The organism is Pseudomonas sp. 31 R 17 (assembly GCF_900004915.1).
Classification (GTDB): Bacteria; Pseudomonadota; Gammaproteobacteria; order Pseudomonadales; family Pseudomonadaceae; genus Aquipseudomonas; species Aquipseudomonas orientalis_A.
Map to the genome: position 1 here is coordinate 41,939 of NZ_CVTN01000068.1, position 25,605 is coordinate 67,543.

The following is a 25,605-nucleotide window of genomic DNA, read 5'->3' on the forward strand; positions in this document are numbered from 1 at the left end:
AAACGCTGTGTCAACCTCAGTCAAAATGTGGGAGGGGGCTTGCCCCCGATGGCGGCGGTACAGTCACCGCCACCTTCGGATCAGACTTTCTTGTAGAGCTGACTGCCTTCCTGCCTGAACCGCTCCGCCTGCTCGGCCAAGCCCTTGGCCACGTCCACATCCACCGCTTCAATGCGCTGGTTGGCCGCGTACTCACGCACTTCGTGGGTGACTTTCATCGAGCAGAATTTCGGCCCGCACATCGAACAGAAATGCGCGACCTTGGCGGACTCTTTCGGCAGGGTCTCGTCGTGAAACGCCCGCGCGGTGTCCGGGTCCAGGCCCAGGTTGAACTGGTCTTCCCAACGGAATTCGAAGCGCGCCTTGCTCAGCGCGTTGTCGCGAATCTGCGCGCCCGGATGGCCTTTGGCGAGGTCGGCGGCGTGGGCGGCGATCTTGTAAGTGATGATCCCGGTCTTCACGTCATCCTTGTTCGGCAACCCCAGGTGTTCCTTGGGCGTGACGTAGCAGAGCATGGCGCAACCGAACCAGCCGATCATCGCCGCGCCGATGCCGGAGGTGATGTGGTCATAGCCCGGCGCAATGTCGGTAGTCAGCGGGCCGAGGGTGTAGAACGGCGCCTCGTCGCAGCATTCGAGCTGCTTGTCCATGTTCTCCTTGATCAACTGCATCGGCACGTGGCCGGGGCCTTCGATCATGGTTTGCACGTCGTGCTTCCAGGCGATCTTGGTCAGCTCGCCAAGGGTTTCCAGCTCACCGAATTGCGCGGCGTCGTTGGCGTCGGCCACCGAGCCCGGACGCAAGCCGTCACCCAGCGAAAAGCTGACGTCATAGGCTTTCATGATTTCGCAGATTTCTTCGAAATGCGTGTAGGCGAAATTTTCCTTGTGGTGCGCCAGGCACCATTTGGCCATGATCGCGCCGCCACGGCTGACGATGCCGGTGACGCGGTTGGCGGTCAGCGGCACATAGCGCAGCAATACACCGGCATGGATCGTGAAGTAGTCGACGCCCTGTTCGGCCTGCTCGATCAGGGTGTCGCGAAACAGCTCCCAGGTCAGGTCTTCCGCCACACCGTCGACTTTTTCCAGTGCCTGGTAGATGGGGACCGTACCGATCGGCACCGGCGAGTTACGGATAATCCATTCGCGGGTTTCGTGGATGTGCTTGCCGGTGGACAGGTCCATGATGTTATCGGAGCCCCAGCGAATGCCCCAGGTCATCTTCGCCACTTCTTCTTCGATGGACGAGCCCAGCGCACTGTTACCGATATTGCCGTTGATCTTCACCAGGAAGTTGCGGCCGATAATCATCGGTTCCAGTTCAGTGTGATTGATGTTGGCCGGGATGATGGCGCGGCCACGGGCGATTTCTTCACGAACAAATTCGGGCGTGATGATCTTTGGAATGCTGGCGCCAAAGCTGTGTCCCGCATGCTGTTGCTTGAGCAGGCCGGCGGCGCGGGCTTCCTCAAGCTTCATGTTTTCGCGGATGGCTACATATTCCATTTCGGGCGTGATGATGCCTTTGCGCGCGTAGTGCATCTGGCTGACGTTGGCGCCGGCCTTGGCCCGTCGTGGATTTTGCAGGTGGGCAAAGCGCAGGTAGGCCAGGTCCGGGTTATCCAGGCGTTCCTGGCCGTAGCGTGAGCTCAGGCAAGCCAGTCGCTCGGTATCGCCGCGCTCTTCGATCCAGGGTGAGCGCACGTCGGCCAGGCCTTTGCGCACGTCGATGATCACGTTGGGATCGGTATACGGACCCGATGTGTCGTAGACCACCACCGGTGCATTGATTTCACCGCCGAACTCGGTGGGCGTCACATCCAGGCTGATTTCGCGCATGGGCACGCGAATATCGGGACGCGAGCCCTGTACATAGATCTTCTGTGAGCGGGTAAACGGCTGCACGGAACCGGAGTCGACCTTGGCCGATTCACTCAAGTGCACGGTGTTTTTTGATTTTTGGCTTTTTAATTCGGTGCTCATCAGGGCTCTCCAACTTATCCAGGCGGTGGATTGTTGTCGGAGCGAACCTGTGACGGACGGACGCACTGAAACCAGTGCTGTGCCTGCGCACGAGGGCTGTTCGATTGTCGAACAACTTCCCGGACGAAGCACAAGAGGACTCGCCGGGTGACGAGAAATCTTGTTCCCTACGCAGGCGTTAACCTGATCAGGTTCAACGGGATCCGGTATTTACCGATCTCAGCCTTCCAACAAGGCACCCCGACAAGAACCTGGCCAGTCTAGACCATGGCGTGGGCAAATTGCCAATGACACTGTCGTCAGGATGATAAATGGCGTAATTACAGGATTGTTGTGCCGAGGCCCGGCCACTACACTCCTGAGCTGCCTCAAGGCTTGACGCTCCCTCTTTGCCACCGTAGCCTTGGGCAATAAATTATCATCGTAATATTTACTCAGGGATCGCCTCATGCTGCGCAAACTTTCACTGGCAATTGCCGTGTCTTGTGCGACCAATGGAATGGTCTGGGCAGCTGAAGCGCCCTTGTCCGCCAACACCGACCTGGTCAGCGTCTACCAGGAAGCGGCGAGCAACAACGCCGACCTGGCCGCTGCCCGCGCTCAATATGGCGCGCAGAAAGAAGTGGTGCCCCAGGCGCGCGCAGGCCTGCTGCCGAACCTGTCGGCCGGTGCCGACAGTAATAACGTGCGCACCCAGATCGACCAGCCCGCCGCCACTGCCAGCCGCGACGCGCACTCCTGGCGCGCCACGCTGAGCCAGCCGCTGTTTCGCGCCGATCGCTGGTTCCAGCTGCAAGCCGCCGAAGCCGTCAGCGAGCAAGCCTCGCTGCAACTGTCGGCCAGTGAACAGAACCTGATTTTGCAAAGTGCCGAGAGCTACTTTGCAGTCCTGCGCGCGCAAGACAACCTGGCCTCGACCAAGGCCGAAGAAAATGCCTTCAAACGCCAGCTCGACCAGTCCAATGAGCGCTTCGATGTGGGCCTGTCGGACAAGACCGATGTGCTGCAATCCCAGGCCAGCTACGACACCGCTCGCGCCAACCGCATCGTGGCCCAGCGCCAGGTGGACGACGCCTTCGAGGCACTGATCACCCTGACCAACCGCCAGTACAACTCGATCCAGGGCATCGTCCATACGCTGCCGGTGCTGCCGCCGGCGCCGAACGACGCCAAGGCCTGGGTCGAAACCGCCGGGCGCCAGAACCTCAACCTGCTGGCCAGCAATTACGCAGTGACTGCCGCCGAGGAAACCCTCAGGCAGCGCAAGGCCGGCCACTTGCCGACGCTCGATGCGGTTGCGCAATACGAAAAAGGCGACAACGATGCCCTGGGGTTCAGCAACCCGAATCAGTTGCCCATCCCGTACGGTGGCGATGTGTCGCAACGCACCATCGGCTTGCGGTTGAACATCCCGATCTACAGCGGCGGCCTCACCAGCTCGCAAGTGCGTGAATCCTATTCACGTCTCGATCAGTCCGAGCAGCAACGCGAAGGCCTGCGCCGCCAGGTGGTGGAAAACACCCGCAACCTGCACCGCGCCGTGAACACCGATGTGGAACAGGTGCAGGCACGCCGCCAGTCGATCATCTCCAACCAGAGCGCGGTGGAAGCCACGGAAATCGGTTATCAGGTGGGCACGCGCAATATCGTCGACGTGCTGGACGCACAGCGCCAGCTCTACTCGTCGGTGCGCAACTACAACAACAGCCGCTACGACTACATCCTCGACAACCTGCGCTTGAAGCAGGCAGCGGGCACGCTGAACCCGGGAGATCTGCAGGACCTGACGCGCTACTTGAAAGCCGACTACAACCCGGATAAAGACTTCCTGCCACCGGACCTGGCCAAGGCCGCCGCCGAGCAGCTCAAGGCCCGCCCGGGTTCCTGAAAACACCATAAACCAATGTGGGAGGGGGCTTGCCCCCGATCGCAGTGGGTCAGCCAACCTGTTGGGTGACTGACACACCGCTATCGGGGGCAAGCCCCCTCCCACATTTGATGGGTCAGTGAGCGATCAATCGTTCCAAACCCGCCAACAGACGCTCAAGCGCTCCCTGATTGGCCTGCATCACTTTCAATCCCGCCTCTGCCATCCTGCGCGCATCCCGCGGCAGTTCGAACAATTGGCGCACCGCTTCGGCCAAACCTTCTGCGTCATCCACCTCGCGCAACGCCCCGGCCTCGCGCATCATCGCGCTGATTTCCAGGAAGTTGAACAGGTGCGGCCCCATGATCACCGGCTTGCCCAGCGCCGCCGGTTCCAGCGGATTATGCCCGCCGGTCGGCACCAGGCTGCCGCCGACAAAGGCGCTGTCGGCCAGGGCGTAGAGAAACAGCAACTCGCCCATGGTGTCGCCCAGCAGCACTGAGGTATCGGCATTGACCGCTTCGCCACTGGAGCGCCGCACCGTGGCAAAGCCTTGCTGCACGCACCGATCGAAGGTCGGGCCGAAGCGTTCCTGATGCCGGGGCACCAGAATCAGCAGCGCATTGGGATAGCTGGCCAGCAATTGACGATGGGCGGCGAGCATGACTTCGTCTTCGCCTTCATGGGTGCTGGCGGCGATCCACACCGGGCGCTCGCCGGCGCCCCATCGTTCGCGCAGGGCGGCGGCACGTTCCGGCAAGTGAGGGTCGATGGTCAGGTCGAACTTGATCGAACCGGTGACGTCCACGGTTGCAGGGCGCGCGCCGAGGCTGCGAAAACGCTCGGCCTCGGTTTCGGTCTGCACGGCGAACCAGCTCATTTCGGCCAGCATCGGCGCGGTCAGTCTGGCGAACCGCGCATAGCCCCGGGCCGAGCGCGCCGACAATCGCGCGTTGGCCAGGGCCACCGGAATCCCGCGTTGGGCGCAGGCGTGAATATGGTTGGGCCACAGCTCGGTTTCCATGATCACCGCCAGCTTGGGTTGGACGCGATCAAGGAAACGCCTGGCGGCGCAGGGCAAATCGTACGGCAGATAACAATGCTGGACGCGCGGTTCATCGGCAAACAGCGCCTGGATTCGCTCGGAACCGGTGGGCGTCATGCAGGTGACGGTCATCGGCAACTGCGGGTAACGCGCCAGGAGGGCCCGGATCATCGGCGCGGCGGCAATGCTTTCGCCCACCGACACCGCATGCACCCAGATCCCACCCGGCTGCATCACAGGCAAGCCATAGGAAAATCGCTCGCCCACGCGCCTGGCATAGGCCGGCGCCTTGCGCGCGCGCAGCCACAGACGTAAAGCCACCAACGGCAGCGCCAGGTAAAACAGACAGGTGTAGAGAGTTCTATTCATGGCGGCGGAGTTTATCGGCTTTTTCAGTCGATCGCCTGCAAGCACTCGGCAAAACGTTCAGCCACAAAGCGAGCCGCAGGCCCGAGGTGCTCATCGCGACGCCACACCAACTCCACCACCAGCGCCGGCGGGGTCCATTCGCTGCGCAGTTCAACCATCTGCTGTTGATAGGTGGGGTATTGCACGATGTGCCGTGGCAGCCAGGCCCAACCCAGGCCGCTCATCACCCATTCGGCCAATACATAGAAGCTGTCGGCCCGCCATACCTGCGGGCTGGCGGCTTCACTGCCGGGGTAGACGCTGGTCTGGGTCGACATCAGCAACTGGCGATACTGCGCCAACCGTTGGCAGTCCACGTACTGCTCCCTGGCCATGGGATGATTGACACCGCACACCGTGACCATCTCCACACTGCCCACCACCCGCCGCTCAAGGGCTTCGGGAATCTGGTCGTGATAGAACAACAGACCCAGGTCGGCCTGACGTTCCACCAGCTTGCGCGCCACATCGCCTTGCGCTGCGCTGGACAATTGCACTTCCAGCAATGGATAGCGCACCGCCAGCGCCGCAAGGCTGTCGAGCACCGGTTGGAACAACATCGCCTCGTCCTGAGCCAGGCGCAGACATGCTTCCTCGCCACGGGTCAGCGACAGCGCCCGCCCCGTCAGGCGCTCGCACTGACGCAGCACTTCACGCGCTTCCTCCAGCAACACACTGCCGGCTTCGGTCAGGCGCGGCTGACGGCCACTGCTACGCTCGAACAGGCTGACGCCCAGGTCCGCCTCCAACATCGCGATCGCGGTGCTGACGGCCGACTGCGCCTTGCGCTGCCCACGCGCCACGGCGGAAAACGAGCGCTGTTCGGCGACGCTGACAAACAGGCGCATCTGTTCCAGATCCCACTGCACGCTCATGGCTTAACCTATCTTCAATTCGGATAGGTAATGACTTTACCCCATCTGTTGAACCTCTAGAATGCCGACCTTATCAAACCCGCTTCACCTTGAGGATTGCACCATGAACGCCGCCTACTGTTACCTGGCCATCGCCATCTGCTCGGAGGTGATCGCGACCGTTTCCATGAAAGCCATCAAGGGGTGGAGCACACCGATTCCGCTGTTGCTGGTGATCGTCGGTTACGGCATCGCGTTCTGGATGCTGACCCTGGTCGTGCGCACCGTGCCGGTCGGCGTGGCGTATGCCGTCTGGGCCGGCATGGGCATCGTGATGGTCAGCATTGCCGCGCTGTTCATCTACGGGCAGAAGCTGGATATCCCGGCCATGCTGGGGATGGGGCTGATCGTGCTGGGCGTGGTGGTGATTCAGCTGTTCTCGAAAACCGCCGGTCACTGACCGCCCCTCAACAGCCTGTATACTGCGCCCCTTGTCTTGAACATTGAGGTCGCCGATGCCATCCGTTATTTCCACCGACGTTCTGATTGTCGGCGCCGGGGTTGCCGGCCTCTGGCTCAATGCGCGCCTGCGCCGCCAGGGGTTTTCCACGGTGCTGGTGGAAAGCGCGACCCTGGGTGGCGGGCAAAGCGTAAAGTCCCAGGGAATCATTCACGGCGGTGCGAAATACGCCCTGCACGGCGCCCTCACCGGCGCCTCCGAAGCGATTGCCGACATGCCGCGTCGCTGGCGTGAAGCCCTGGCCGGCAATGGCGAATTGGACCTGTCCGGCGTGCGCCTGCTCTCTGAAGCCCACTACCTGTGGTCCCCCGGCACCCTCGCCGGCAATCTCACCAGTTTTTTTGCCAGCAAGGCCGTGCGCGGCCGTGTCGATCAGGTCAAGGGCGACGAACTGCCGGTCGCGCTGCAGGATCGTCGTTTCAAGGGCAAGGTCTACCGCCTGGCAGAATTGGTGGTGGATGTGCCCAGCCTGATTGAACGCCTGGCGCACATGGCCGGTGACGGTCTGCTCGCGGGCCAGCACATCGAACCGCTGCGCGAAGGCGACACGCTGGTAGGCTTGACGGTCGATGGCCGCGAAATTCGCGCCCAGCGCATCGTATTGAGTGCCGGCGCAGGCACCGCCGATCTGCTGGCGGCCCTGGGCTTGAGCCAGCCGGCGATGCAAACCCGCCCGTTGCATATGATCCTCGCCAAAGGCCCGGGCCTGAAGCCGTTGTATGCCCATTGCCTGGGCGGCGGCACCAAGCCGCGCCTGACCGTGACCACGCACCCGGCCGCAGACGGCAATTGGGTGTGGTACATCGGTGGCGATATCGCCGAGGCCGATGGCGTGGCCCGCACGCCGCAAGAGCAAATTGCCACCGCGCAGAAAGAACTCGCTCAGCTGTTGCCATGGATCGACATGAGCCAGACCCAGTGGGCCACGTTGCGCGTCGAACGCGCCGAGCCACTGCAATCAGGCCTGAGCCGTCCCGACAATGCCTTCCTGGCCGAACAGGGCCGCCTGTTGGTGGGCTGGCCGACCAAGCTGGCCCTGGCGCCGGACTTTGCCGACCGGGTCATCGACAGCCTGGAACGCGCCGGCATCCGCCCAGGCGCCCGCGCCCCCCTGCCCGACCTGCCCAAGCCTGCGATCGGCCAACCCGCCTGGGAGCACCTGTTGCCATGAGCCTGCCAACCCTGCACGAACTGTATCGCCCTCTGGGCAGCACCGGCCTGCTGGTGTCGCCCCTGGGCCTGGGCACCGTCAAGCTGGGTCGCGACCAAGGGGTCAAATACCCCAGCGGCTTTCAGATTCCAAATGACGACGAGGCGCGAATGTTGCTGCGCCAGGCGCGCCAGCTGGGCATCAACCTGATCGACACCGCGCCCGCGTACGGGCGCAGCGAAGAGCGCCTGGGGCCACTGTTGCGTGACCAGCGCAAGGATTGGGTGATCGTCAGCAAGGTCGGTGAAGAATTCGAGGACGGCGTGTCCCGTCACGATTTCAGCGCCGCCCATACGCGGATGTCGATCGAGCGCAGTCTGAAACGGCTTGAAACGGATTTTATCGACCTGGTGCTGGTGCACTCCGATGGCAACGACCTGCACATCCTCAACGACTGCGAGGTTTACCAGACCCTGGCGGAGCTGAAAAAAGAGGGCAAGATCCGCGGTTTCGGCTTTTCCGGCAAAACTGTTGAAGGCGGTGTGAAGGCGCTGGAGCAGGGTGATTGCGCCATGGTGACTTACAATCTGAACGAACAGGCCGAAAAAGCCGTCATTGATTACGCGGCGGCCCATGGCAAGGGCATCCTGGTGAAAAAAGCCCTGGCCAGCGGCCACGTATGCCTGGCGCCTGGAATGGATCCAATTCAGGCGAGTTTCACGTTGTTGTTTGCGCAAACGGGCGTCGCCAGTGCTATTGTCGGGACCATCAATCCGCTGCACCTGGCCCATAACGTGGCAACCGCTGCCCGAGTCATCCGTCAACTCTGATGCCGCCCACGCGGCCGACCCCGTCGCACAAAGGAGCCGACATGCCGCGTACGCTCATAAGAAAGAACCCGAGCAACTTCAAGACACTGCCGCTGCACGTGGAAGCCACCCCCGAAGGCCTGAGCTACCAGAGCGTCGGCATGCCGCTCAACTTTGCCCAGACCCTGCAACGGCGCAAGCCGGTCGAGGTGCCGGACGCCGAACGCTTTGCCCTGGAACTGGCGAATCTCGGCGTCTCGGTGCGCCTGACCCTGCACTGGCAAAACAAGGATTACTGGGTGCTGGTACGCCAGCGTCGCCAGGATCGCGGCGACGTGGTGCTCAAGCTGATCTCCGGCTACGTCCCCGCCCATGAACTGAACCTGCCGCTGCACACGGCCATTCAGGAAATTGCCGAGGAGTGCCTGCTGGAAACCCCTGAAGGCTGGCTCGGCGGGCGCTTCAACGATACCTGGCTGCCAGCGCCCTACTCCGCCGCGCTGCATTACCGTGAAGCCCTGCCGTTTCGCCTGAGCCCGCTGTCCGGCGCCGCGCGTCCGGTGCGCTGCGCCACCACCCAGTTGATCGAGCGTCCTCGGGCCTATGTGCACCTGCCGACGGCGTCACTGCAGCTGATTTACGACTTGCGCCTGGAAGTGCCAAAGGAGGCCAAGTCCCTGAGCCTGTTCCATGTGGATGAGCGCCTGGAAGGTGACCAACTGGTCGCACGCCTGGATCGCAAGCGTCCGGACCTGTACCTGATGCCGCTCAAGGACGGCGAGCCCCTTGCCGAGTTGTACACCGTCAAGAAGGACCAACTGTATCCGGCGAGCACACGGGGTTTGTACCTGGCCGAAAGCTTCGCCCGGCAGGACGGCTGGCTGGTGCGTGATGAGCGGATTCGCTGGAAGGACTGGCTCAGGCAGCAAGGCCTGGCACAGCCGGAAAAAGAGTCAAAGCTCAAGCGCTTGACCGGCAAGGCGCAGCAGATGCTGCGCAAGATCGTGCCGAAGAAAAAAGCCAGGGGCTGACGCACACTCGATATCGCTATCGGCCTGCGGCTCAGCCTTTGAGCAAGCGCTCCAAGCCGACCTTCAACGGCGTAGGTTCAGGCAGGGTGAAGCTTGCCAGCAGGCGCCGATTGTCGGCCCGCGAATGGCGGATATCCCCCAGGCGCGCCGGTCCGTAGGTAATGACCGGCAACGTGCCCACCACTTGCTCCAGTGCCTGCAGCACCTGCTTGAGCGTAGTGGCGTGGTTCCAACCGACGTTGATTGCCCCTGCGGGAATGGTCGGCAACTCGATGGCCTGCACCAGCACATCCACCAGGTCTTCCACATACATGAAGTCACGGGTTTGTTCGCCATCGCCAAACACGGCAATGGGCAGGCCCTGCTGCACACGCTCGCTGAAAATGCTGATCACACCGGAATACGGCGATGACGGGTCCTGGCGCGGACCGAAGATATTGAAGAAGCGGAAAATGACCGGCTCCAGGCCATGCTCACGACGGTAGAAGTCGAAGTAGTGCTCGCTGGCCAATTTGTCCGAGGCATAGGGTGTCAGCGGCGCCTTGGTCGTCTCTTCGTCGATGGAGGCACCCTCGCCGTTGTTGCCGTAGACCGCTGCGCTGGAAGCGTACACCACACGCTTCACGCCGGCCTTGCGCATGGCTTCGCAGATATTCAAGGTGCCGATGAAATTGCTCTGGTGCGTGCTGACCGGATCGTCCACAGAGGCCTGGACCGACGCCACAGCCGCCAGGTGAACCACCGCCGACGCGCCAACGACCACTTGAGCCAAAAGCTCGGCGTCGGCCACATCACCTTCCACCAGTTGCACGCGCGGGTCATCCAGGGGCAGGTTGCTGCGCTTGCCGGTAGACAGGTTATCCAGCACCCGCACCGAATAGCCCTTGGCGAGCAACGCGTCAACTAAATGCGAACCGATGAAGCCTGCGCCTCCGGTGATCAACACCCATTTATCAGCGTTATTCATTGTTACGTATTTTCTCGACGATGGCCGTGGTCGAACTGTTTTCCACCAACCCCAGCACTTTGACGGTGCCGCCGTAGGCGCTGACGATGTCCGCACCGACCACCTGGTCGACGGAATAGTCACCGCCCTTGACCAGCACATCAGGCTTGACCTGGGCCAACAGGTTTTCCGGGGTGCCTTCAGAGAAGCTGATCACCCAGTCCACCGCACCCAATCCAGCCAGGACCGCCATGCGCCGGTCGACGCTGTTGATCGGTCGGCCCGGGCCTTTCAAGCGGCTGACGGAAGCATCATCGTTGACCGCGACGATCAGGCGATCGCCCTGGGCGCTCGCCTGCTCAAGGTAGGTCACGTGACCGGCGTGCAGGATGTCGAAACAGCCGTTGGTGAACACGATACTTTCGTTGTGGGCGCGTGCGTCGTCAATCGCCAGCAGCAATTGCTCGAGCCCCAGCACGCCGCGCTCCGAGCCTTCGGAGCGCTGGATGGCGCGACGCAACTCGGGGGCGCTGATGGCGGCAGTACCCAGTTTGCCGACCACAATGCCCGCCGCCAGATTGGCCAGGGCCACGGCATGGGGCAGTTCCTCGCCGGCGGCGATGGACGCGGCCAGGGTGGAAATCACCGTATCACCGGCACCGGTGACGTCGAACACTTCCCGCGCACGCGCCGGCAGGTGCATCGCCGGATGGCCGGGACGCAGCAGCGTCATGCCATGTTCGCCACGGGTCACCAGCAGGGCACCGAGTTCAAGATCGGCCATCAGCGCCGCGCCCTTGCTGACCAGTTCGTGCTCATCGGCGCAACCACCGACGACCGCTTCGAACTCACTGAGGTTGGGCGTGATCAGGCTGGCGCCTCGATAAATCGAGAAGTCCTTGCCCTTGGGATCGGCCAGTACCGGAATGTTGCGGGCCTTGGCGGCCTGGATCAGCACCTGGTGATTTTTCAGGGCGCCTTTGCCGTAGTCGGACAACACCAGCACCTTGATGCCTTCGAGCAACGCGTTGACCTGGTCACCGAGGGCCAGGGCGTCGGTGGCGAAGGGTTCTTCGAAATCGATACGCAGTAATTGCTGGTGGCGGCTCATGACCCGCAGCTTGACGATGGTCGGCTGATGAGCGATGCGCTGGAACAACGCGCGCACGCCGGCACCGCGCAGGCTATTGGCCAGGCTGTCGGCCGCTTCGTCGTCACCGGTCACACCCACCAGGGAGGCCGGGGCGCCGAGCGCGGCAATATTGAGGGCAACGTTGGCAGCGCCACCTGGACGGTCTTCGATTTGCTCGACCTTGACCACCGGTACCGGCGCCTCAGGGGAAATCCGTGAGGTACCACCATGCCAGTAACGGTCGAGCATGACATCGCCGACCACCAAGACAGGGGCTTGATTGAATCGCGGCATGGACAACTTCATGGAGCAACCCACATACAAAATGAACAGGGGCGCGATATTAGCACAGGGTTTGCGATGGCTTGCGCCCACCGCAGGGCAAATGTGGGAGGGGGCAAGCCCCCGATGGCCACAGGTATCTTCACAACGCTGTAACGCCCAACGCTAACCACCATGCGCAGCGAGTCGCTCTTGATCTTAGGCGCCCCTTGAAACCACGCGGCCGAGCGCAAGCTTGAATCCGAGGGTAACCCGCAGAACGCCGGGTTAGCCGCACCGGGCCAGGGATGACCCATTGCGGCGGCCCAGAGGCCGCCATCGGGGGCAAGCCCCCTCCCACATTTGGACCGGGGTCGACACAAAATACCGGTCGGCTCTAAGGCCGCCGTGCTTTTGATCTTGATCTTAGGCGCCCCGTTAGACCACGCTGGCCGAACGCAGGCTTGAATTCGTGGGTAACCCGGCAGGACGCCGGGTTAGCCGCCCCGCGCCATGGATGGCGCGTGGCGGCGGCCCACGGATTCAAGCCGGAGTGAGGGCACACCGAGCCTGGGCGAGGTGCCGAGTGGTGGGGCAAGAGCCCTTTGGTTACTTTGGGGCTTTTCCAAAGTGACCCGCCGTCAGGGCGGAACCAATAGCAGCCGTTACCGCAGAAACGGATATGTACCCGGTCCGCCCCAACATCCTGGTCGGCCCAGAGGCCGCCATCGGGGGCAAGCCCCCTCCCACATTTGAGCCGTGGCGCCTGTTGGATCAGGTGATGTCGGCCGCCACCGGTGCATCCAGGCCCATGGCATGCAGGCGGGCGTAATAGCCGTTCTGCGCCAGCAGTTCGCCGTGGGTACCGCGTTCGACGATGCGCCCGTCGTCCATCACCAGGATCAGGTCGGCCTTCTCGATGGTGGACAAACGGTGTGCGATCACCAGCGTGGTGCGGCCCTGCATGACCTTGTCCAGCGCGGCCTGGATATGCCGCTCGGACTCGGTGTCGAGGGCCGAGGTGGCCTCGTCGAGAATCAACACCGGTGCGTTCTTGAGCAGCGCACGGGCAATCGCCAGGCGCTGACGCTGGCCACCGGAGAGCAGCACGCCGTTCTCGCCGACCTGGGTATCGAAGCCCTTGGGCAACTGGTCGATGAAGTCCTTGGCGTTGGCATCCGTCGCCGCCGCTTCAACGTCTTCGCGTGGCGCGCCGGCCAGGTCGCCATAGGCGATATTGTTGGTCACGGTGTCGCTGAACAGGGTCACATGCTGGGTGACCTGGGCAATGTGCTTGCGCAGGTTGAGCAGTTTGTAGTCTTCGATCTCGATGCCATCAAGCAGGATTTCACCGCTCTCATGGTGATAGAACCGCGGGATCAGGCTGGCCAGGGTCGACTTGCCACTGCCCGAACGCCCCACCAGGGCGATCATCTGCCCGGGTTCGGCGGTAAAGCAGATGTCCTTGAGCACATGACGTTCGGTGCCGGGGTAGGTGAAGTTCAGGTTGCGCACTTCCAGGCGACCGCTGACCTTGTCGCGTTCGAGGGTGCCGTGGTCGACCTCCACCTCTTCGTCCAGCTGTTCGAAAATACTTTCGGCACCGGCCACACCCTTCTGAATGGTCGAGCTGACTTCCGACAGTTGGCGGATCGGCTTGGGCAACAGACCGGCCAGGGTGATGTAGGCCACCATGTCACCGGCCGACGCATCGCCGCGCAGATACAGCACCAGGAACATCAGCACCGCCATCGCGGAGTAGATCACCAGTTGCAGCGCCGGGGTGTAGATCGCCCCGGTGCGGGTCATGCGCAGTTGCTTGTTGGTATTGCTCTGGCTGGCCTTCAGGAAACGCTTCTCTTCATAGACCTCGCCACCGAAGCTGCGCACCACGCGGTAACCCTGGATGGTTTCCGAGGCGACGTGGGTCACGTCACCCATGGCCACCTGGATCTTCTTGCTCTGCTTGCGGAATTTCTTGCTGGCCGTGCTGACCATCACGGCAATCAACGGCAGGATGGCAATCATGACCAGCGTCAGGCGCCAGTTCATGAACAGCAGCGAGGCAAACAGGAAGATCACCGTCATGCCTTCGCGGATCACCACCTTGATGGCATCGGTCGCCGCCCCCGTGACCATGGTCACGTTGAAGGTGATGCGGGAAATCAGGTGCCCGGAATTGTGGTTGTCAAAGTAACGGTTAGGCAGCGTCAGCAGGTTGTTGAACAACTGCACGCGCAAATCGTGGACCAGGCCCAGGGAGACCTTGGCCAACAGGTAGTTGCCCAGGAATGAGCCCAGGCCCTGCCAGGCCGCGATCAGAATGATCAGCAGCGGCACCGCCTGCAGCAATTGCAGGTCGCGCAGGAACGGCACGGTCGGAAACAGCACGGCTTCGGGATTGGAAAGGCCGTCGACAAAGTATTTGAGGATGTAACCCAGCATCGGTTGGGTCGACGCGAAAATCAGAAATCCAAGGATACTCAGCGCGAACAAGCCCATATAAGGCTTAACGTAACTGAGCAGGCGGAAGTATATTTTCAAGCTCGAAGGGCTTGCGCTCGGACTGGAGTCGGTCATATCACGCGGCGTTTTGAAAAAGGAGGCTGACTTTAGCACAGCTTCTCTGTTGTACTTGCACCCGGCGTACGCCACGACCCGGCAGGATCACGCGGGCGACATTACATGGCCACCCCCTCGGGAGGGTCGGCTTTCTCTTTCCGGAATGGCTCTATCGTATGCACTCCAAGCGCCTTATCTATGGCTCGAATCGCGTTTTTGACTTCCTGGTCCTGTGGATTTTGCCTGTTGGCTTGCTGTTGCTCTTGAGTGCACTGTTCTTCGTCGGCAACCGCAATGTACTGCACCGGATCGTCTACCTCCTGTTCAGCGTGCCCACCCTGTTCCTGTTGTGCATGCGCCCCAGGGAACTCAAGGACCTCTTGCGCGAGCCGATCGCCCTGGCGTTCCTGGCTTTCTCCGCGTGGGCACTGACCAGTCTGCTCTGGAGCCCCGAGCCCAGCGCCGACACCGACCTGTTCAAACGCCCCCTGAACACCTTTATGCTGTTTGGCGGCTGTGGGCTGCTGTTGCACTACCGCAACGAGTTGTTCAAGCCGATCTTCTTCGGTGCCGCAGTGATTGCGCTGGTGGTGTGCCTGGGCAACCTGGTGGCCTTCGCGAAGGCGTACGAACCTGGCATGCGCATGATCGGCGGCCTCGGCGCCCTCGATAATCCGTTGCTCAGCTCCCATCTGTTCGGTTTTTTCACGGTGTACTGGCTGTTTATCTGCCTGACGACCCAGCGCCTGAACGTGTTGTGGTTCAGCGTACCGGCGCTGGCGATCATGGGTCTCACAGTGTTGGCGACGGGCTCTCGCACGCCTCTGGTGGCACTGATGATGGTGATCGTGTGGATGGCCCTGGTCAGTCGCAACCGCCGCTCGGCGCTGCTGCTCGGTGCAATGGTGCTGGTCAGCGCCGGGCTGCTGCTTTTGTACCCGGAACTGATCACGGACCGTGGCAATTCGTTGCGTGTCGAGCTGTGGAAAATGTCGTTGAAACTCATCGCCGACCACCCCTGGATCGGCCATAGCTACGACTCCGAGCTGTACCTGACATTCGACAACGGCTACCAGCTGCGCGAGCCCCACAGTTTCGCCCTTGGCGTGCTCTATTACGTCGGCATCATCGGCTTCATCCCCTGGATCTTCATGCTCGGCTATGCCCTGTACAAGGGCATGCAACGACGCGCACAACCGCTGTTCATCCTGGCATCGTCCCTGCTGGTCTACGGCATCGGTGCGGGCCTGACCGAAGGCGGCGGCATCCTGTCGCGACCCAAGGAGCATTGGTTCCTGCTGTGGATCCCGTTGGCGATCATTACCGGCCTGAGCATCGCCCAGCGCCACCGCAGCCTGCTGCGCATGTCGGTGCAATCGATCAAGCGCCCGGCATTTGACCAGCTGTGCAGCAATGCCCAGGTGATTGAAGCCGATGGCCTGGGGCCAAAAGTCCTGCGCCTGGAAGACGGCAGCTTTCTCAAGCTGTTCCGCCCGCGCCGTTGGTACACCTCCGGCAGCTTCAACCCGTATTCCGAGCGTTTCGCCAGCAACAGCGAACAGTTGCGCAGCCTGGGCATTCCCACCCCGCACATCCTTGGCCTCTACCACTTGCCCGACGCCAGCGGTGCCGTGGCCTATACCCCGCTGCCCGGCCTGACCCTGCGCCAGGCCATGCAAAGCCTGGACAGCAGCCTGCGCGAATCGCTGGTCGAGCGTTTCGGCCGGTTCATGGCGCAATTGCACGAACGCGGTGTGTACTTCCGCTCGCTGCACCTGGGCAACGTGCTGCTGATGGACGATGGCGAGTTCGGCCTGATTGACGTCGCTGACCTGCGCATCTACCCCTCGCCCCTGCGCTACGCCTTGCGCCAGCGTAACCTGCGTCACATGCAGCGCTATCCGCAGGACCGCAACTGGCTGTTCGAAACGCATTTCGAACACCTGGTAAAAGGCTATGCGACGGTTGCCAGCCCGACGGCCACGGCGAAACTCCGCGAACAGGTACATAGCCTGGCCAGCCCGGCCAGCTGATAAAAAAGGCGACTATCACTGCAGTGATAGTCGCCTTTTTTACATCCCTCGTCTTCAGCTCCTCAGCGGCGTCAGATACAGCCGCACCAAGCCACGCAAGGTCTTGCGCCCCCAGAATTTCAGCGGGATCTGCTTGAGAATCTCCCGCGCCAACGGCCGGTCACGGTCGGCGGTCTTGAGGAACATCGAGTTCAGGAAGTTGTAGCGCACCGCATCGTAGGCCGGGTGATCGCTGAACTTGGCGTAGGTCTTGAGGATGTTCTGGATCATGTAGCGGTGGTTTTTGTAGGTATTGCTGGCGTGCTGTCGGTACTGCGCCATGACTACGTCAAGCGCATCGATGGTGTAGCCCGCCGCGGTTATCTTCAATTGAATCAGCAGGTCTTCCAGGGGAATCAGCGGATCGAAACCACCGACTTCCTCCAGGGCTTCGCGGCGGATCAACATGGTCGGCGCGGGTGGAAACGGCTTACGGTCCATGAACATGTCGTCGAAGTCGAGACTGCGAAACGGCACATCACGGCGTTGTTTTTTCTCCGGATGCAGGTTGCCGTCACCGTCGATCAGCTCGATGTTGCCGGCGCAGATCCCCACCCCGGGCTTGCCCTCCATGTAGGCCACCTGGGTCGCGATACGGTCGGGCAGCATGATGTCGTCTGAGCCGAATGGCGCGATCAGGCGGCCTTTGGCGCGGGCAAGCGCGTTGTTCAGTGTGGCGGTCAACCCCTGGTTCTGTTGCACCTGGAAATCAAACCCGTGCTCGGCCTGCAGCCGCCGGATGCACTCGACACTGTCATCCTTGGAGCCGTCGTCGATCACCAGCAATTCGATATTCGGGTAAGTCTGTCCGAGCACACTCAGGATGCTCTGCTCGATGTACCGAGCGTGGTTGTAGGACGCGATAATCACCGAGACCAACGGTTGTTGCGCTGTCATGCTCTACCTGCTTCTTTCAAACCGGTTTCGATCAAATCCAGATACTTGCGCTGGAATTCTGCCAAGGCGTGGTTTGCCTCCAGATAACGGAATACCTGCTCACCCTTGGCACGTAACTGTTCATCACTCATGGCCAGGTAAGTGTCGAGCGCCGCAGTCAGTTGCTCCACGTTGCCGGGCTCATGGGACAAGCCGCCCGCCCCTTCAACCAGCGGCAACATGGCCGGCCCGTTGGAGGCGATCACCGGCAGGCGCCCGCTCATGCCTTCCAGCAGCGCCAGGCCCAAACCTTCAAGCAGGGACGGCATGGTCCAGATATCGAAGGCACGTACGTACTGCAGACCGTCCTCACGAAAGCCCAGCAAGTGCGCACGGCCAGTGAGGCCAAGACGCTCGATGTCCGCCCGCAGGTCAGCTTCGGCGCGGCCGGAGCCGATGATGCCCACCTGAGCCTCTGGATATTTGTCCTTGAGCCGTGCAAACGCCTGCAACAGGTGCGTGTGCCCCTTGATCGGCACCAGGCGCCCCAGGGCACCAATCATCCGTGCCTCCAGAGGCAAGCCAAGGGCCTGCCGCGCTCGCTCGCGCGGCAACTGCAAGGCCTCGGCCTGGGGGATGTCGATCGCGTTGGTGACGAAGGTGGTGTTCTGGTGGGTAAAGCCACAGTTCAAGCCCACCAGGTAATCCCTCACCGCCGCCGAAACCCCGACAAACCGCCAGGCCGGACTGACCATGCGGCGCATCTGGCGTCGACGATAGGCCCGCTCATATTCGCCGAAACCGTGGGAGATGCCGATGCACAGGGGAATCTTCAACCAGCGGTTGAGCGCCAGCATCATGTTCACCGACTTGAAGCGGTTACAGATGACCACGTCGAACTTCTGCTCACGGCAATACTTGTAGATTTCCCACATTGCCCGCAGACGAATGCCCTTCAAGGCTTTCTCGGGAAATTCGAAATATTTGGAATGGTCGGCCACGCTCAGCGGCTGGCCCGGCTGGGGGCGTCCACTGAGGAAGGCCGATGTGATCTCGAACCGTTCAACCGGCAACGACTTGACGATCTGCTCACCAAGGTCAGCAAAATCATGGAGTTTGACGTTGTAGTCCGGCTGTAGCTGCAAAACCTTGAAACGAGGCTTCATATTGCTCCATGAGGCAACCGGGCTACTGCGCGCAGCCCGACGTAAAAATCAACTTCAGTCCTGCTTGAGCACCCAAAGCAGTTCATGACGGCGCACGGCCTTGCGAAAAAACTCATTCTCGCCGTAAGGCGATGGACAACGACCCGCCAGCAATTGTTGCAGCAGACGGCGCACGCGACGCTTGAAGGGCGGCCTGGGTTGCAGGTCATGCATCATGCCCAGCGCCATGGCCTTGTCCTGCTGCTGGCTCACGCTCAGCACACGGCAATAGGGTTCGAATACCTGGCCGGCCTCGAGCTGCGGCGGCAACGCCACGCCGGCACCCGAATTGCCCATGGGCCAGCGGTCGTTATCATGCAGGTGGTTGGCGTACCCGAGCAATGTGCTGGGTTGCCACTCCAGCCCTTGCAACGCTTCGATAACGGCGTTGTAGGCGCAGATATGGTCCGGGTGAGGGTCAAGGAGCGGTGTCGGCAACACGATCACCTCGGGCCGCGCCTTGAGCAGCACCGCACGTAGATCGGCAATCAGATTGACCCACGTCGGTGCACCGTCCAGATCGCCGGGCAGCGCCAGGCTGTTGAACCGGCGAAACAGCCGCGTATCGGCCAATTGCGCCTCGCGGGACGCCTGGGGCTGATCCGGCGCGGCCTGCATGGCCGGCAGTTGCAGGCAGAAGTAGCCCAATTGCACGCATTGTGCTTCGGGAACACCGGCCCAGCGCGGCACGCAAATGCTGTCCCAGGCACGCAGGCGCCCTTTGAGTCGAGCGGCATCGGCCTGCGCCAGGCCCATCTGCTGATAGTGCTCGGCTTCGATTTCACCTGCGGTGAGGGTCACGATCCAGCTCTCATCCGCCTGGGCATAGAGGCCAAAGGCGGCCAGTTCGGCGTCGTCGGCGTGGGGGGCGATCACCATGACCCGCTGACGGGCGTGATCCGGCTGACGGAAAATCCACAGGCTGGGCTGGCCGACCACGCGGCACAAGCGGCCGCGCAACGTCAACTCGCCCGCCGCCAGCGTTGCGGCAGAACCGGTCAGATTCAGGTATCGCTTGCCCGCCACACCGCGCTCGAACGCCTGACAATCCCCCGCCAGCTCGACCGCCGGGTCAAGGAAGCGCCCGAGCCAACCGCTCTTGAGCTGCACTTCAAGGATCAGCGTTTCGTCACCCGCCAGTTCCAGCGGCGTCTGCGGCACCCATCGTCCGTTATCCAGGCGCAGGCCAACCTGCTGGCCGCTCGGGGCGAAGTGGTACTGATAGTCGTCATTGGGCGAATAAAACAGATGATCGGCGAACCAGGCTTCGTGAGCCACCCACAGCAGCAGCGCAAGGATCAGCGGCAGCCACCAGGCCACCAGCACACCGGTCGCAACCAGTATCAGCAGGCAGATCAATAGCGCGACGCGCTTGTTGCGCCGATGGCGCTTGAGCAATTGCTGTTTGCGGCTCATACGCTGAACACCGGCACCGGATTGCACCAGCGCTCTTTATATTCACGGTCGGCACGCCCGAACGAGAAGCGCAGCGGCAAATCCTGCGCGCGCGCATGTTCCCAGGCACTTTGTGTATTGAGGAAACTCAGCACGCTCCCCGGGCTGAACGCACGGGTCTCAGGGTCGACGCCACCGTTGACGTACTCAACGCTTATCCATTCGGGCGCTTGAACGCGATACACCACCTGCACGGCAATCGGCGCGTCATTGAGAAACAGCACCGAACCGATCAGGAACGCCTTGAGCAATTCCAGCACCTCGGCCAGTCGCTCGGCACCGGTGGCGGGAAAGCCCCAGCGACGCTGGAACAGATCGCAGTAAATCGCCGCCAGCTCCACGCCGGAAAACTCGCTGACCGGTCGCACCACGCCACCCGCTTCCTCGAGCAAACGCAATTCACGGCGCTGGTTGTAGCGAAACTTTTTCGACAGGTCTTCGGGAGTGCGCGCCATGGCCAATTGCTCGGCCTGGGGCTTGAGCGTACTCACGCGCCCCTGGTTCAGCGCCGACAGATAACGGCCACGGTGACGCAGCGGCACCTGCGCATCAGCGGCTATCGGCAGGATGATCTCGGCATTGCCCAGGTCAAACAGGCCCTTCTTGCCGGTGCGCTTGAGCACGTCCTTGGACAGGGCCAGGTCGCGCCCCCAGGTAGCGATTGCCCCCTTGAGTTCACCCCCTTGCTCCCAGCCCAGGTAACGCACCGGAATCTGCGCCAACCCCGCCAGGCGTTCGATCACCTGGGGATGGGTCGCCACGCTGCCGCCGTAACGCTGCCAGGCCTGGGCGTAAACGTCGGCATCGACAGGCGTCCAGCCACGTTCACGCCAACCCTGGAAGCGGTTCAGCATTTAAACCACAGCGTCATAAGGGTCCACACCATCCTTGACCACCAGGATGTCTTCCATGATCAGGTACTGCAGGTCGGAGCCGAAGAACATGTTCAGCGCGTCGGTCGGCGAGCAGATCATCGCTTCGCCACGACGGTTGAGCGAGGTGTTCAGGGACACGCCGTTGCCGGTCAATACTTCCAGCTCTTTCATCATGTCGTAGTAGCGCGGGTTGTACTCGCGCTTGAGCACCTGGGCGCGGGAGGTGCCGTCTTCATGCACCACTTCCGGCACGCGGGTCTTCCATTCTTCCGACACTTCAAAGGTGAAGGTCATGAACGGCGCCGGGTGGTCGACCTTGATCATGTGCGGGGCCACGGTGTCGAGCATCGACGGGCAGAAAGGCCTCCAGCGCTCGCGGAACTTGATCTGGTGGTTGATACGGTCGGCCACGCCGGTGGCGCTCGGGCAACCGATGATCGAGCGACCGCCCAGGGCACGCGGACCAAACTCCATGCGGCCCTGGAACCAGGCCACCGGGTTGCCGTCGACCATGATCTTGGCGATGCGCTTGGGCATGTTTTCGATCTTGCGCCAGTTCGGCTTGCTTTCATGTTTGGCGCAGGCGGCGATCACGTCTTCGTTGCTGTAGGACGGGCCGAGGTAGACGTGTTCCATCTTCTCCACCGGCACACCACGAGCGTGGGACACATAGGCGGCCGCACCCACGGCAGTGCCGGCATCGCCGGACGCCGGCTGCACGAACAGCTCCTTGACGTCATCGCGGGCAATGATCTTCTGGTTCAGCTTGACGTTCAGCGCGCAGCCGCCGGCGAAGGCCAGCTTGCCGGTGTCCTTGAGGATGTCGCCCAGGTAATGGTCGATCATCTGCAAGGCCAGTTTCTCGAACAGCGCCTGCATGCTGGCCGCGTAGTGGATGTACGGCTCGTCGGCGATATCGCCTTCGCGCTTGGGGCCCAGCCACTCGATCAGTTTTGGCGAGAAGTAGAACCCCTTGCCCTTCTCTTTATAACGGCGCAGGCCGATGACGTTGGCGTAGTCGGTGTTGATCACCAGCTCGCCGTTCTCGAAGGAGGCCAGGCGCGAGAAATCGTACTTGCTGGCATCGCCATACGGCGCCATGCCCATGACCTTGAACTCACCGTCGAGCATCTCGAAACCGAGGAATTCGGTGATTGCGCCATACAGGCCGCCCAGGGAGTCCGGATCGTAGAATTCCTTGATCTTGTGGATCTTGCCGTTTTCGCCATAGCCGAAGAACGTGGTGGCGTACTCACCCTTGCCGTCGATGCCCAGGATAGCGGTTTTCTCCTGGAAGCCCGAGCAGTGGTAGGCGCTGGAAGCGTGGGCCAGGTGGTGTTCAACCGGTTCGATCTTGATTTTCTTCGGATCGAAGCCCAGTTGCTCCAGGCACCAGACAATCTTGTTGCGATAGCGCTTGTAACGGCGATTGCCCATCAGGATCGCGTCGAGCGCGCGGTCCGGGGCGTACCAGTAGCGTTTGGCGTAGTGCCAGCGCGCCTCGCCGAACAGGCTGATCGGGGCGAACGGGATCGCCACCACATCAACGTCGGACGGTTTGATGCCGGCCTGTTCCAGGCAGAACTTCGCCGACTCGTAGGGCATGCGGTTCTTTGCATGTTTGTCGCGTACGAAGCGCTCTTCTTCGGCGGCCGCAATCAGCTTGCCGTCGATATACAGGGCCGCGGAAGGATCATGGCTAAGGGCGCCGGACAGGCCAAGAATCGTCAATGCCACTGGGGTCTAGCCTCTTTTAGTCTGCATGCAGGCGCAGCGCGCCTGAAAAAAGTGTGCCTCCCGCCCGGGCGGGAAACAGCTAAAGGGCGGGATTATAACTTAAAAGCAGCAGGAAGCTGTTAGCGGCAAGGGGCTAGCGCAGGTCGATGCTGCCGTCGGTGCTTTGCCGGTAGACGGTGTAGGGCAGCAAGAGCGTGTCCATGACGCCGGAGAGGGGCACATCGATGAAGGTCCAGGGCACGCTGTTCAGCGCCAGGCTGCTCCCCGTACTCGGCGGCCCGTGCAGGACACACAGGTTATACGTCACCCCACTGTAGATACGCGGCACGGACTGGCAATAGGTTTTATCCGCCTTGAGCGCTCTCACGGTGGCGGCATCTTCACGCATCACCGTGGTGACGGTCCCGCAGCCAACCATCATCGACGCACTCCACGCCAGCACCAGCAACTTCATATTTGTTGTGAACATGCGCAGCTCTTTTTTTATGAATGAGGTCGAAAATCTAGCATTGCCCATCCAACGGTCCAGGCGCCTGGCGCCGTCGCTTTGCGTGGGAAACTTCCTGTTCAGTCCAACGGCAATCAGGTTCGGCAAAACCGAGGGGAATCGTTAAACTTGCGACATTTGCGCCTACGCCTCTCAACATGCGTTGCGCCACGGACTCGGCCTCTTCATGACCCTACCCGCTCCCACTCCCCTTGCCCTGCTCCTGCTGGGCCTGTGCAGCACCGTCCAGGCCGAAGAAACGCCGTTGCTGCTGGACCCCAGCGTGGTCACGGGCTCGCGCAGCGCCAGCCCGACCTTCGACCTGCCGTACTCGGTGGACGCCATCAGCCGCGAACAGATCAGCGACGGTCAACTTGGCATCAACGCCTCCGAAGCCCTGTCCCGCGTGCCTGGCCTGGTGGTGCAGAACCGCCAGAACTATGCGCAGGACCTGCAGATTTCTTCCCGTGGCTTCGGTGCCCGCTCGGCGTTCGGGGTGCGCGGCATCAAGCTGATTGCCGACGGCATCCCCGCCAGCACCCCGGATGGCCAGGGCCAGGCGGCAACGTTCAACCTCGACACCGCCGAGCGCATCGAAGTCCTGCGCGGCCCGGCAGCCACCCTGTACGGCAGCAACGCCGGCGGGGTGATCCAGATGTTCTCCCGCGACGGCGAAGGCCCGCCACGCATCGGCGCCGAAACCCTGGTGGGCAGCGACGGGCTGAGCAAAAACCACCTCACCGCCGAAGGCGCAACCGAGGGTGCAGGCTTTGTGCTGGACGCTTCGCGCATGGACACCAATGGCTACCGCGACCACAGCAGCGCACGCCGTGACCAGACGTTCGCCAAGCTCAACTTCCAGCCCGATGACGACAGCAAGCTGGCGTTGATCTACAGCAGCCTGGAACAGAACGGTACGCAGGACCCGCTGGGGCAGACCTGGGCGGCGTACAAGGCTGACCCGCGCTCGGTGAGCACCAATGCGCTGACCTACAACACGCGTAAAAGCATCGACCATCAGCAACTGGGCATGAACTACGAGCGCTACATCGGCGATGCGACGCTGCAGGTGAATGCGTATACGGGGCGGCGCAGTGTGATTCAGTACCTGTCGATCCCCAGGGGCACCCCCGCCAACGAGCGCGGCGGTGGCGTCGTGCAGTTTGACCGCACGTTCTACGGTGGCAGCGCGCGCTGGATGCAGCCCATCCAGAGCGCACCGGGGGAGTTGACGATCATCGCGGGCCTGGACTTCGACCAGAGCGAAGACAGCCGCCACGGCTACCAGAACTACAGCGGCGCCACCCTGGGCGTGAAAGGCCAGCTGCGCCGCGATGAAATCGACACCGCGCGCAGCCTCGACCCTTACCTCCAGGCCAACTGGGCCCTTGGCCGCTGGACCCTGCAGGCCGGCATTCGCCACAGCACCATGGAGCTGGAGGTGCACGATCAATTCCTCGGCAACGGCGACGCCAGCGGCAGCAAGACCTACCAGAAGAACACGCCGTCGATGAGCGTGATGTACGCCTTCACGCCCGACCTGCACGGTTACGTCAGTGCCGGCAAAGGCTTCGAAACGCCCACCCAGTCCGAGCTGGCCTATGCGCCAGGTAACGTCGAGGGTTTCAACTTTGGCTTGAAGCCGTCGCAAAGCACGCAATATGAAATAGGGTTGAAGGCACAACTGAACAACACCCGCGTCAACGCTGCGCTGTTTCAGATCACCACTGATGACGAACTGGTGGTGCAGCAATCCATCGGCGGTCGCACCAGCTATCAAAATGCCGGGCGCACGCTGCGCCGTGGATTCGAACTTGGGGTCGAGAGCCAACTCAGCGAGCAGTGGAGCGCCAACCTCGCCTACACCCGCCTGCAAGCCACCTACGACAGCGACTTTGCCAGCGGCGCGAACACCATCGACAAAGGCAACTACCTGCCCGGCGTGCCGCAAACCACGCTGTTCACCGAGCTGAACTGGAAACCACGGGACTGGGTCAGCACCGCCATCGAAGGCATGTACCGCAGCAAAGTCTACGTCGAAGACACCAACCGCCAACACGCCGCACCGGGCTACAGCGTATTCAACTGGCGCGCACGGTTTGAGCAGAAGATCGAGCACTGGACGTTCCACCAGACCTTGCGCCTGGATAACCTGCTGGATCGCCAGTATGTGGGCTCGGTGATCGTGGGGGACGGCAATGGACGCTACTACGAAGCGGCGCCGGGGCGGTCGTGGTATGCGGGGGCCGGGGCTGAATACCAATTCTAATGTGGGAGGGGGCTTGCGCCCGATAGCGGTGGGTCAGTTACACATGCATTCACTGACAC

Annotated in this window: 19 protein-coding genes and 1 riboswitch; of the genes, 7 read left to right on the forward strand and 12 right to left on the reverse strand. The window is 62.0% G+C overall.

The window, feature by feature from the left end; all coding sequences use genetic code 11:
- Positions 1-80: 80 nt before the first annotated feature.
- Entirely contained in the window at positions 81-1,985 is a 1,905-nt protein-coding gene (gene thiC, locus BFP89_RS16680; RefSeq protein WP_065886550.1) for a phosphomethylpyrimidine synthase ThiC, read from the reverse strand.
- A gap of 147 nt (positions 1,986-2,132) precedes the next feature.
- Positions 2,133-2,238, reverse strand: a riboswitch (TPP riboswitch).
- Between the two features lie 195 nt (positions 2,239-2,433).
- On the opposite strand from thiC, the gene BFP89_RS16685 reads away from it, so the two are divergent.
- Positions 2,434-3,873 (forward strand): TolC family outer membrane protein, encoded by a 1,440-nt coding sequence (locus BFP89_RS16685; RefSeq protein ID WP_065886551.1) that lies wholly within the window; start codon positions 2,434-2,436, stop codon positions 3,871-3,873.
- Positions 3,874-3,988: 115 nt separating this feature from the next.
- Here the strand turns inward: BFP89_RS16685 and waaA are convergent, their stop codons facing one another.
- Together waaA and BFP89_RS16695 are read right to left on the reverse strand one after the other, a co-directional pair.
- Positions 3,989-5,266, reverse strand: coding sequence for a lipid IV(A) 3-deoxy-D-manno-octulosonic acid transferase (gene waaA, locus BFP89_RS16690; RefSeq protein WP_065886552.1), 1,278 nt, complete (start codon positions 5,264-5,266; stop codon positions 3,989-3,991).
- 23 nt (positions 5,267-5,289) lie between these two features.
- Entirely contained in the window at positions 5,290-6,180 is an 891-nt protein-coding gene (locus BFP89_RS16695) for a LysR family transcriptional regulator (protein WP_065886553.1), read from the reverse strand.
- Positions 6,181-6,283: 103 nt separating this feature from the next.
- Between BFP89_RS16695 and BFP89_RS16700 the strand changes: the two genes are divergently transcribed.
- The 4 genes from BFP89_RS16700 to BFP89_RS16715 are packed head-to-tail and all read left to right on the forward strand — an operon-like array spanning position 6,284 to position 9,669.
- Positions 6,284-6,619, forward strand: coding sequence for a DMT family transporter (locus BFP89_RS16700; RefSeq protein WP_057724331.1), 336 nt, complete (start codon positions 6,284-6,286; stop codon positions 6,617-6,619).
- Positions 6,620-6,674: 55 nt separating this feature from the next.
- Positions 6,675-7,850 (forward strand): NAD(P)/FAD-dependent oxidoreductase, encoded by a 1,176-nt coding sequence (locus tag BFP89_RS16705; protein WP_065886554.1) that lies wholly within the window; start codon positions 6,675-6,677, stop codon positions 7,848-7,850.
- A complete protein-coding gene (locus tag BFP89_RS16710) occupies positions 7,847-8,659 on the forward strand; it encodes an aldo/keto reductase (protein WP_065886555.1) in 813 nt (270 codons plus the stop codon). The genes BFP89_RS16705 and BFP89_RS16710 overlap by 4 nt, the downstream gene beginning before the upstream one ends.
- Before the next feature lie 41 nt (positions 8,660-8,700).
- Positions 8,701-9,669 (forward strand): metal ABC transporter ATPase, encoded by a 969-nt coding sequence (locus BFP89_RS16715; RefSeq protein ID WP_065886556.1) that lies wholly within the window; start codon positions 8,701-8,703, stop codon positions 9,667-9,669.
- Between the two features lie 31 nt (positions 9,670-9,700).
- On the opposite strand, the gene BFP89_RS16720 is transcribed toward BFP89_RS16715, so the two are convergent.
- The 3 genes from BFP89_RS16720 to msbA all read right to left on the reverse strand — a co-directional run bounded on the left by BFP89_RS16720 (position 9,701) and on the right by msbA (position 14,588).
- Positions 9,701-10,636, reverse strand: coding sequence for an NAD-dependent epimerase/dehydratase family protein (locus tag BFP89_RS16720; RefSeq protein ID WP_065886557.1), 936 nt, complete (start codon positions 10,634-10,636; stop codon positions 9,701-9,703).
- Complete coding sequence (gene hldE / locus BFP89_RS16725) at positions 10,629-12,053, reverse strand: bifunctional D-glycero-beta-D-manno-heptose-7-phosphate kinase/D-glycero-beta-D-manno-heptose 1-phosphate adenylyltransferase HldE (RefSeq protein ID WP_065886558.1); 1,425 nt, start codon at positions 12,051-12,053, stop codon at positions 10,629-10,631. Before hldE ends, BFP89_RS16720 begins: the two co-directional genes overlap by 8 nt.
- 729 nt (positions 12,054-12,782) lie before the next feature.
- Positions 12,783-14,588, reverse strand: a complete 1,806-nt coding sequence (gene msbA, locus BFP89_RS16730) for a lipid A export permease/ATP-binding protein MsbA (protein WP_065886559.1) — start codon at positions 14,586-14,588, stop codon at positions 12,783-12,785.
- A 158-nt stretch (positions 14,589-14,746) separates the two neighbouring features.
- Here msbA and BFP89_RS16735 point away from each other — a divergent pair, with 158 nt between their 5' ends.
- The gene (locus BFP89_RS16735) at positions 14,747-16,603 is read left to right on the forward strand and encodes a bifunctional O-antigen ligase/aminoglycoside phosphotransferase family protein (RefSeq protein ID WP_065886560.1); all 1,857 of its coding nucleotides are present in this window, start codon (positions 14,747-14,749) and stop codon (positions 16,601-16,603) included.
- A gap of 54 nt (positions 16,604-16,657) precedes the next feature.
- On the opposite strand, the gene BFP89_RS16740 is transcribed toward BFP89_RS16735, so the two are convergent.
- The 6 genes from BFP89_RS16740 to BFP89_RS16765 form a co-directional block, all read right to left on the reverse strand.
- Positions 16,658-17,539: a glycosyltransferase gene (locus BFP89_RS16740; protein WP_065886561.1), complete on the reverse strand. Its 882-nt coding sequence runs from the start codon at positions 17,537-17,539 to the stop codon at positions 16,658-16,660.
- Positions 17,536-18,684 (reverse strand): glycosyltransferase family 4 protein, encoded by a 1,149-nt coding sequence (locus BFP89_RS16745; protein ID WP_065886562.1) that lies wholly within the window; start codon positions 18,682-18,684, stop codon positions 17,536-17,538. Before BFP89_RS16745 ends, BFP89_RS16740 begins: the two co-directional genes overlap by 4 nt.
- Positions 18,685-18,738: 54 nt before the next feature.
- Positions 18,739-20,139: a PIG-L deacetylase family protein gene (locus BFP89_RS16750; RefSeq protein ID WP_065886563.1), complete on the reverse strand. Its 1,401-nt coding sequence runs from the start codon at positions 20,137-20,139 to the stop codon at positions 18,739-18,741.
- Positions 20,136-21,032, reverse strand: coding sequence for an antimicrobial resistance protein Mig-14 (locus tag BFP89_RS16755; protein WP_065886564.1), 897 nt, complete (start codon positions 21,030-21,032; stop codon positions 20,136-20,138). The genes BFP89_RS16750 and BFP89_RS16755 overlap by 4 nt, the downstream gene beginning before the upstream one ends.
- Complete coding sequence (locus BFP89_RS16760; protein ID WP_065886565.1) at positions 21,033-22,790, reverse strand: carbamoyltransferase family protein; 1,758 nt, start codon at positions 22,788-22,790, stop codon at positions 21,033-21,035.
- Between the two features lie 133 nt (positions 22,791-22,923).
- Positions 22,924-23,259, reverse strand: coding sequence for a YceK/YidQ family lipoprotein (locus BFP89_RS16765; RefSeq protein WP_083208087.1), 336 nt, complete (start codon positions 23,257-23,259; stop codon positions 22,924-22,926).
- A 205-nt stretch (positions 23,260-23,464) separates the two neighbouring features.
- On the opposite strand from BFP89_RS16765, the gene BFP89_RS16770 reads away from it, so the two are divergent.
- Entirely contained in the window at positions 23,465-25,546 is a 2,082-nt protein-coding gene (locus tag BFP89_RS16770; RefSeq protein WP_065886567.1) for a TonB-dependent receptor family protein, read from the forward strand.
- Positions 25,547-25,605: the final 59 nt, after the last annotated feature.

Bases quoted from the DNA above. Each gene is read 5' to 3' on its own strand.
- BFP89_RS16755 (WP_065886564.1), bottom strand. From the start codon at position 21,032: ATGCTGAACCGCTTCCAGGGTTGGCGTGAACGTGGCTGGACGCCTGTC.
- BFP89_RS16770 (WP_065886567.1), top strand. From the start codon at position 23,465: ATGACCCTACCCGCTCCCACTCCCCTTGCCCTGCTCCTGCTGGGCCTG.
- BFP89_RS16735 (WP_065886560.1), top strand. From the start codon at position 14,747: ATGCACTCCAAGCGCCTTATCTATGGCTCGAATCGCGTTTTTGACTTC.
- hldE (WP_065886558.1), bottom strand. From the start codon at position 12,053: ATGAAGTTGTCCATGCCGCGATTCAATCAAGCCCCTGTCTTGGTGGTC.
- BFP89_RS16765 (WP_083208087.1), bottom strand. From the start codon at position 23,259: ATGTTCACAACAAATATGAAGTTGCTGGTGCTGGCGTGGAGTGCGTCG.
- BFP89_RS16695 (WP_065886553.1), bottom strand. From the start codon at position 6,180: ATGAGCGTGCAGTGGGATCTGGAACAGATGCGCCTGTTTGTCAGCGTC.
- BFP89_RS16705 (WP_065886554.1), top strand. From the start codon at position 6,675: ATGCCATCCGTTATTTCCACCGACGTTCTGATTGTCGGCGCCGGGGTT.
- thiC (WP_065886550.1), bottom strand. From the start codon at position 1,985: ATGAGCACCGAATTAAAAAGCCAAAAATCAAAAAACACCGTGCACTTG.
- BFP89_RS16740 (WP_065886561.1), bottom strand. From the start codon at position 17,539: ATGACAGCGCAACAACCGTTGGTCTCGGTGATTATCGCGTCCTACAAC.
- BFP89_RS16750 (WP_065886563.1), bottom strand. From the start codon at position 20,139: ATGAGCCGCAAACAGCAATTGCTCAAGCGCCATCGGCGCAACAAGCGC.
- BFP89_RS16710 (WP_065886555.1), top strand. From the start codon at position 7,847: ATGAGCCTGCCAACCCTGCACGAACTGTATCGCCCTCTGGGCAGCACC.
- BFP89_RS16685 (WP_065886551.1), top strand. From the start codon at position 2,434: ATGCTGCGCAAACTTTCACTGGCAATTGCCGTGTCTTGTGCGACCAAT.
- waaA (WP_065886552.1), bottom strand. From the start codon at position 5,266: ATGAATAGAACTCTCTACACCTGTCTGTTTTACCTGGCGCTGCCGTTG.
- BFP89_RS16715 (WP_065886556.1), top strand. From the start codon at position 8,701: ATGCCGCGTACGCTCATAAGAAAGAACCCGAGCAACTTCAAGACACTG.
- msbA (WP_065886559.1), bottom strand. From the start codon at position 14,588: ATGACCGACTCCAGTCCGAGCGCAAGCCCTTCGAGCTTGAAAATATAC.
- BFP89_RS16745 (WP_065886562.1), bottom strand. From the start codon at position 18,684: ATGAAGCCTCGTTTCAAGGTTTTGCAGCTACAGCCGGACTACAACGTC.
- BFP89_RS16720 (WP_065886557.1), bottom strand. From the start codon at position 10,636: ATGAATAACGCTGATAAATGGGTGTTGATCACCGGAGGCGCAGGCTTC.
- BFP89_RS16700 (WP_057724331.1), top strand. From the start codon at position 6,284: ATGAACGCCGCCTACTGTTACCTGGCCATCGCCATCTGCTCGGAGGTG.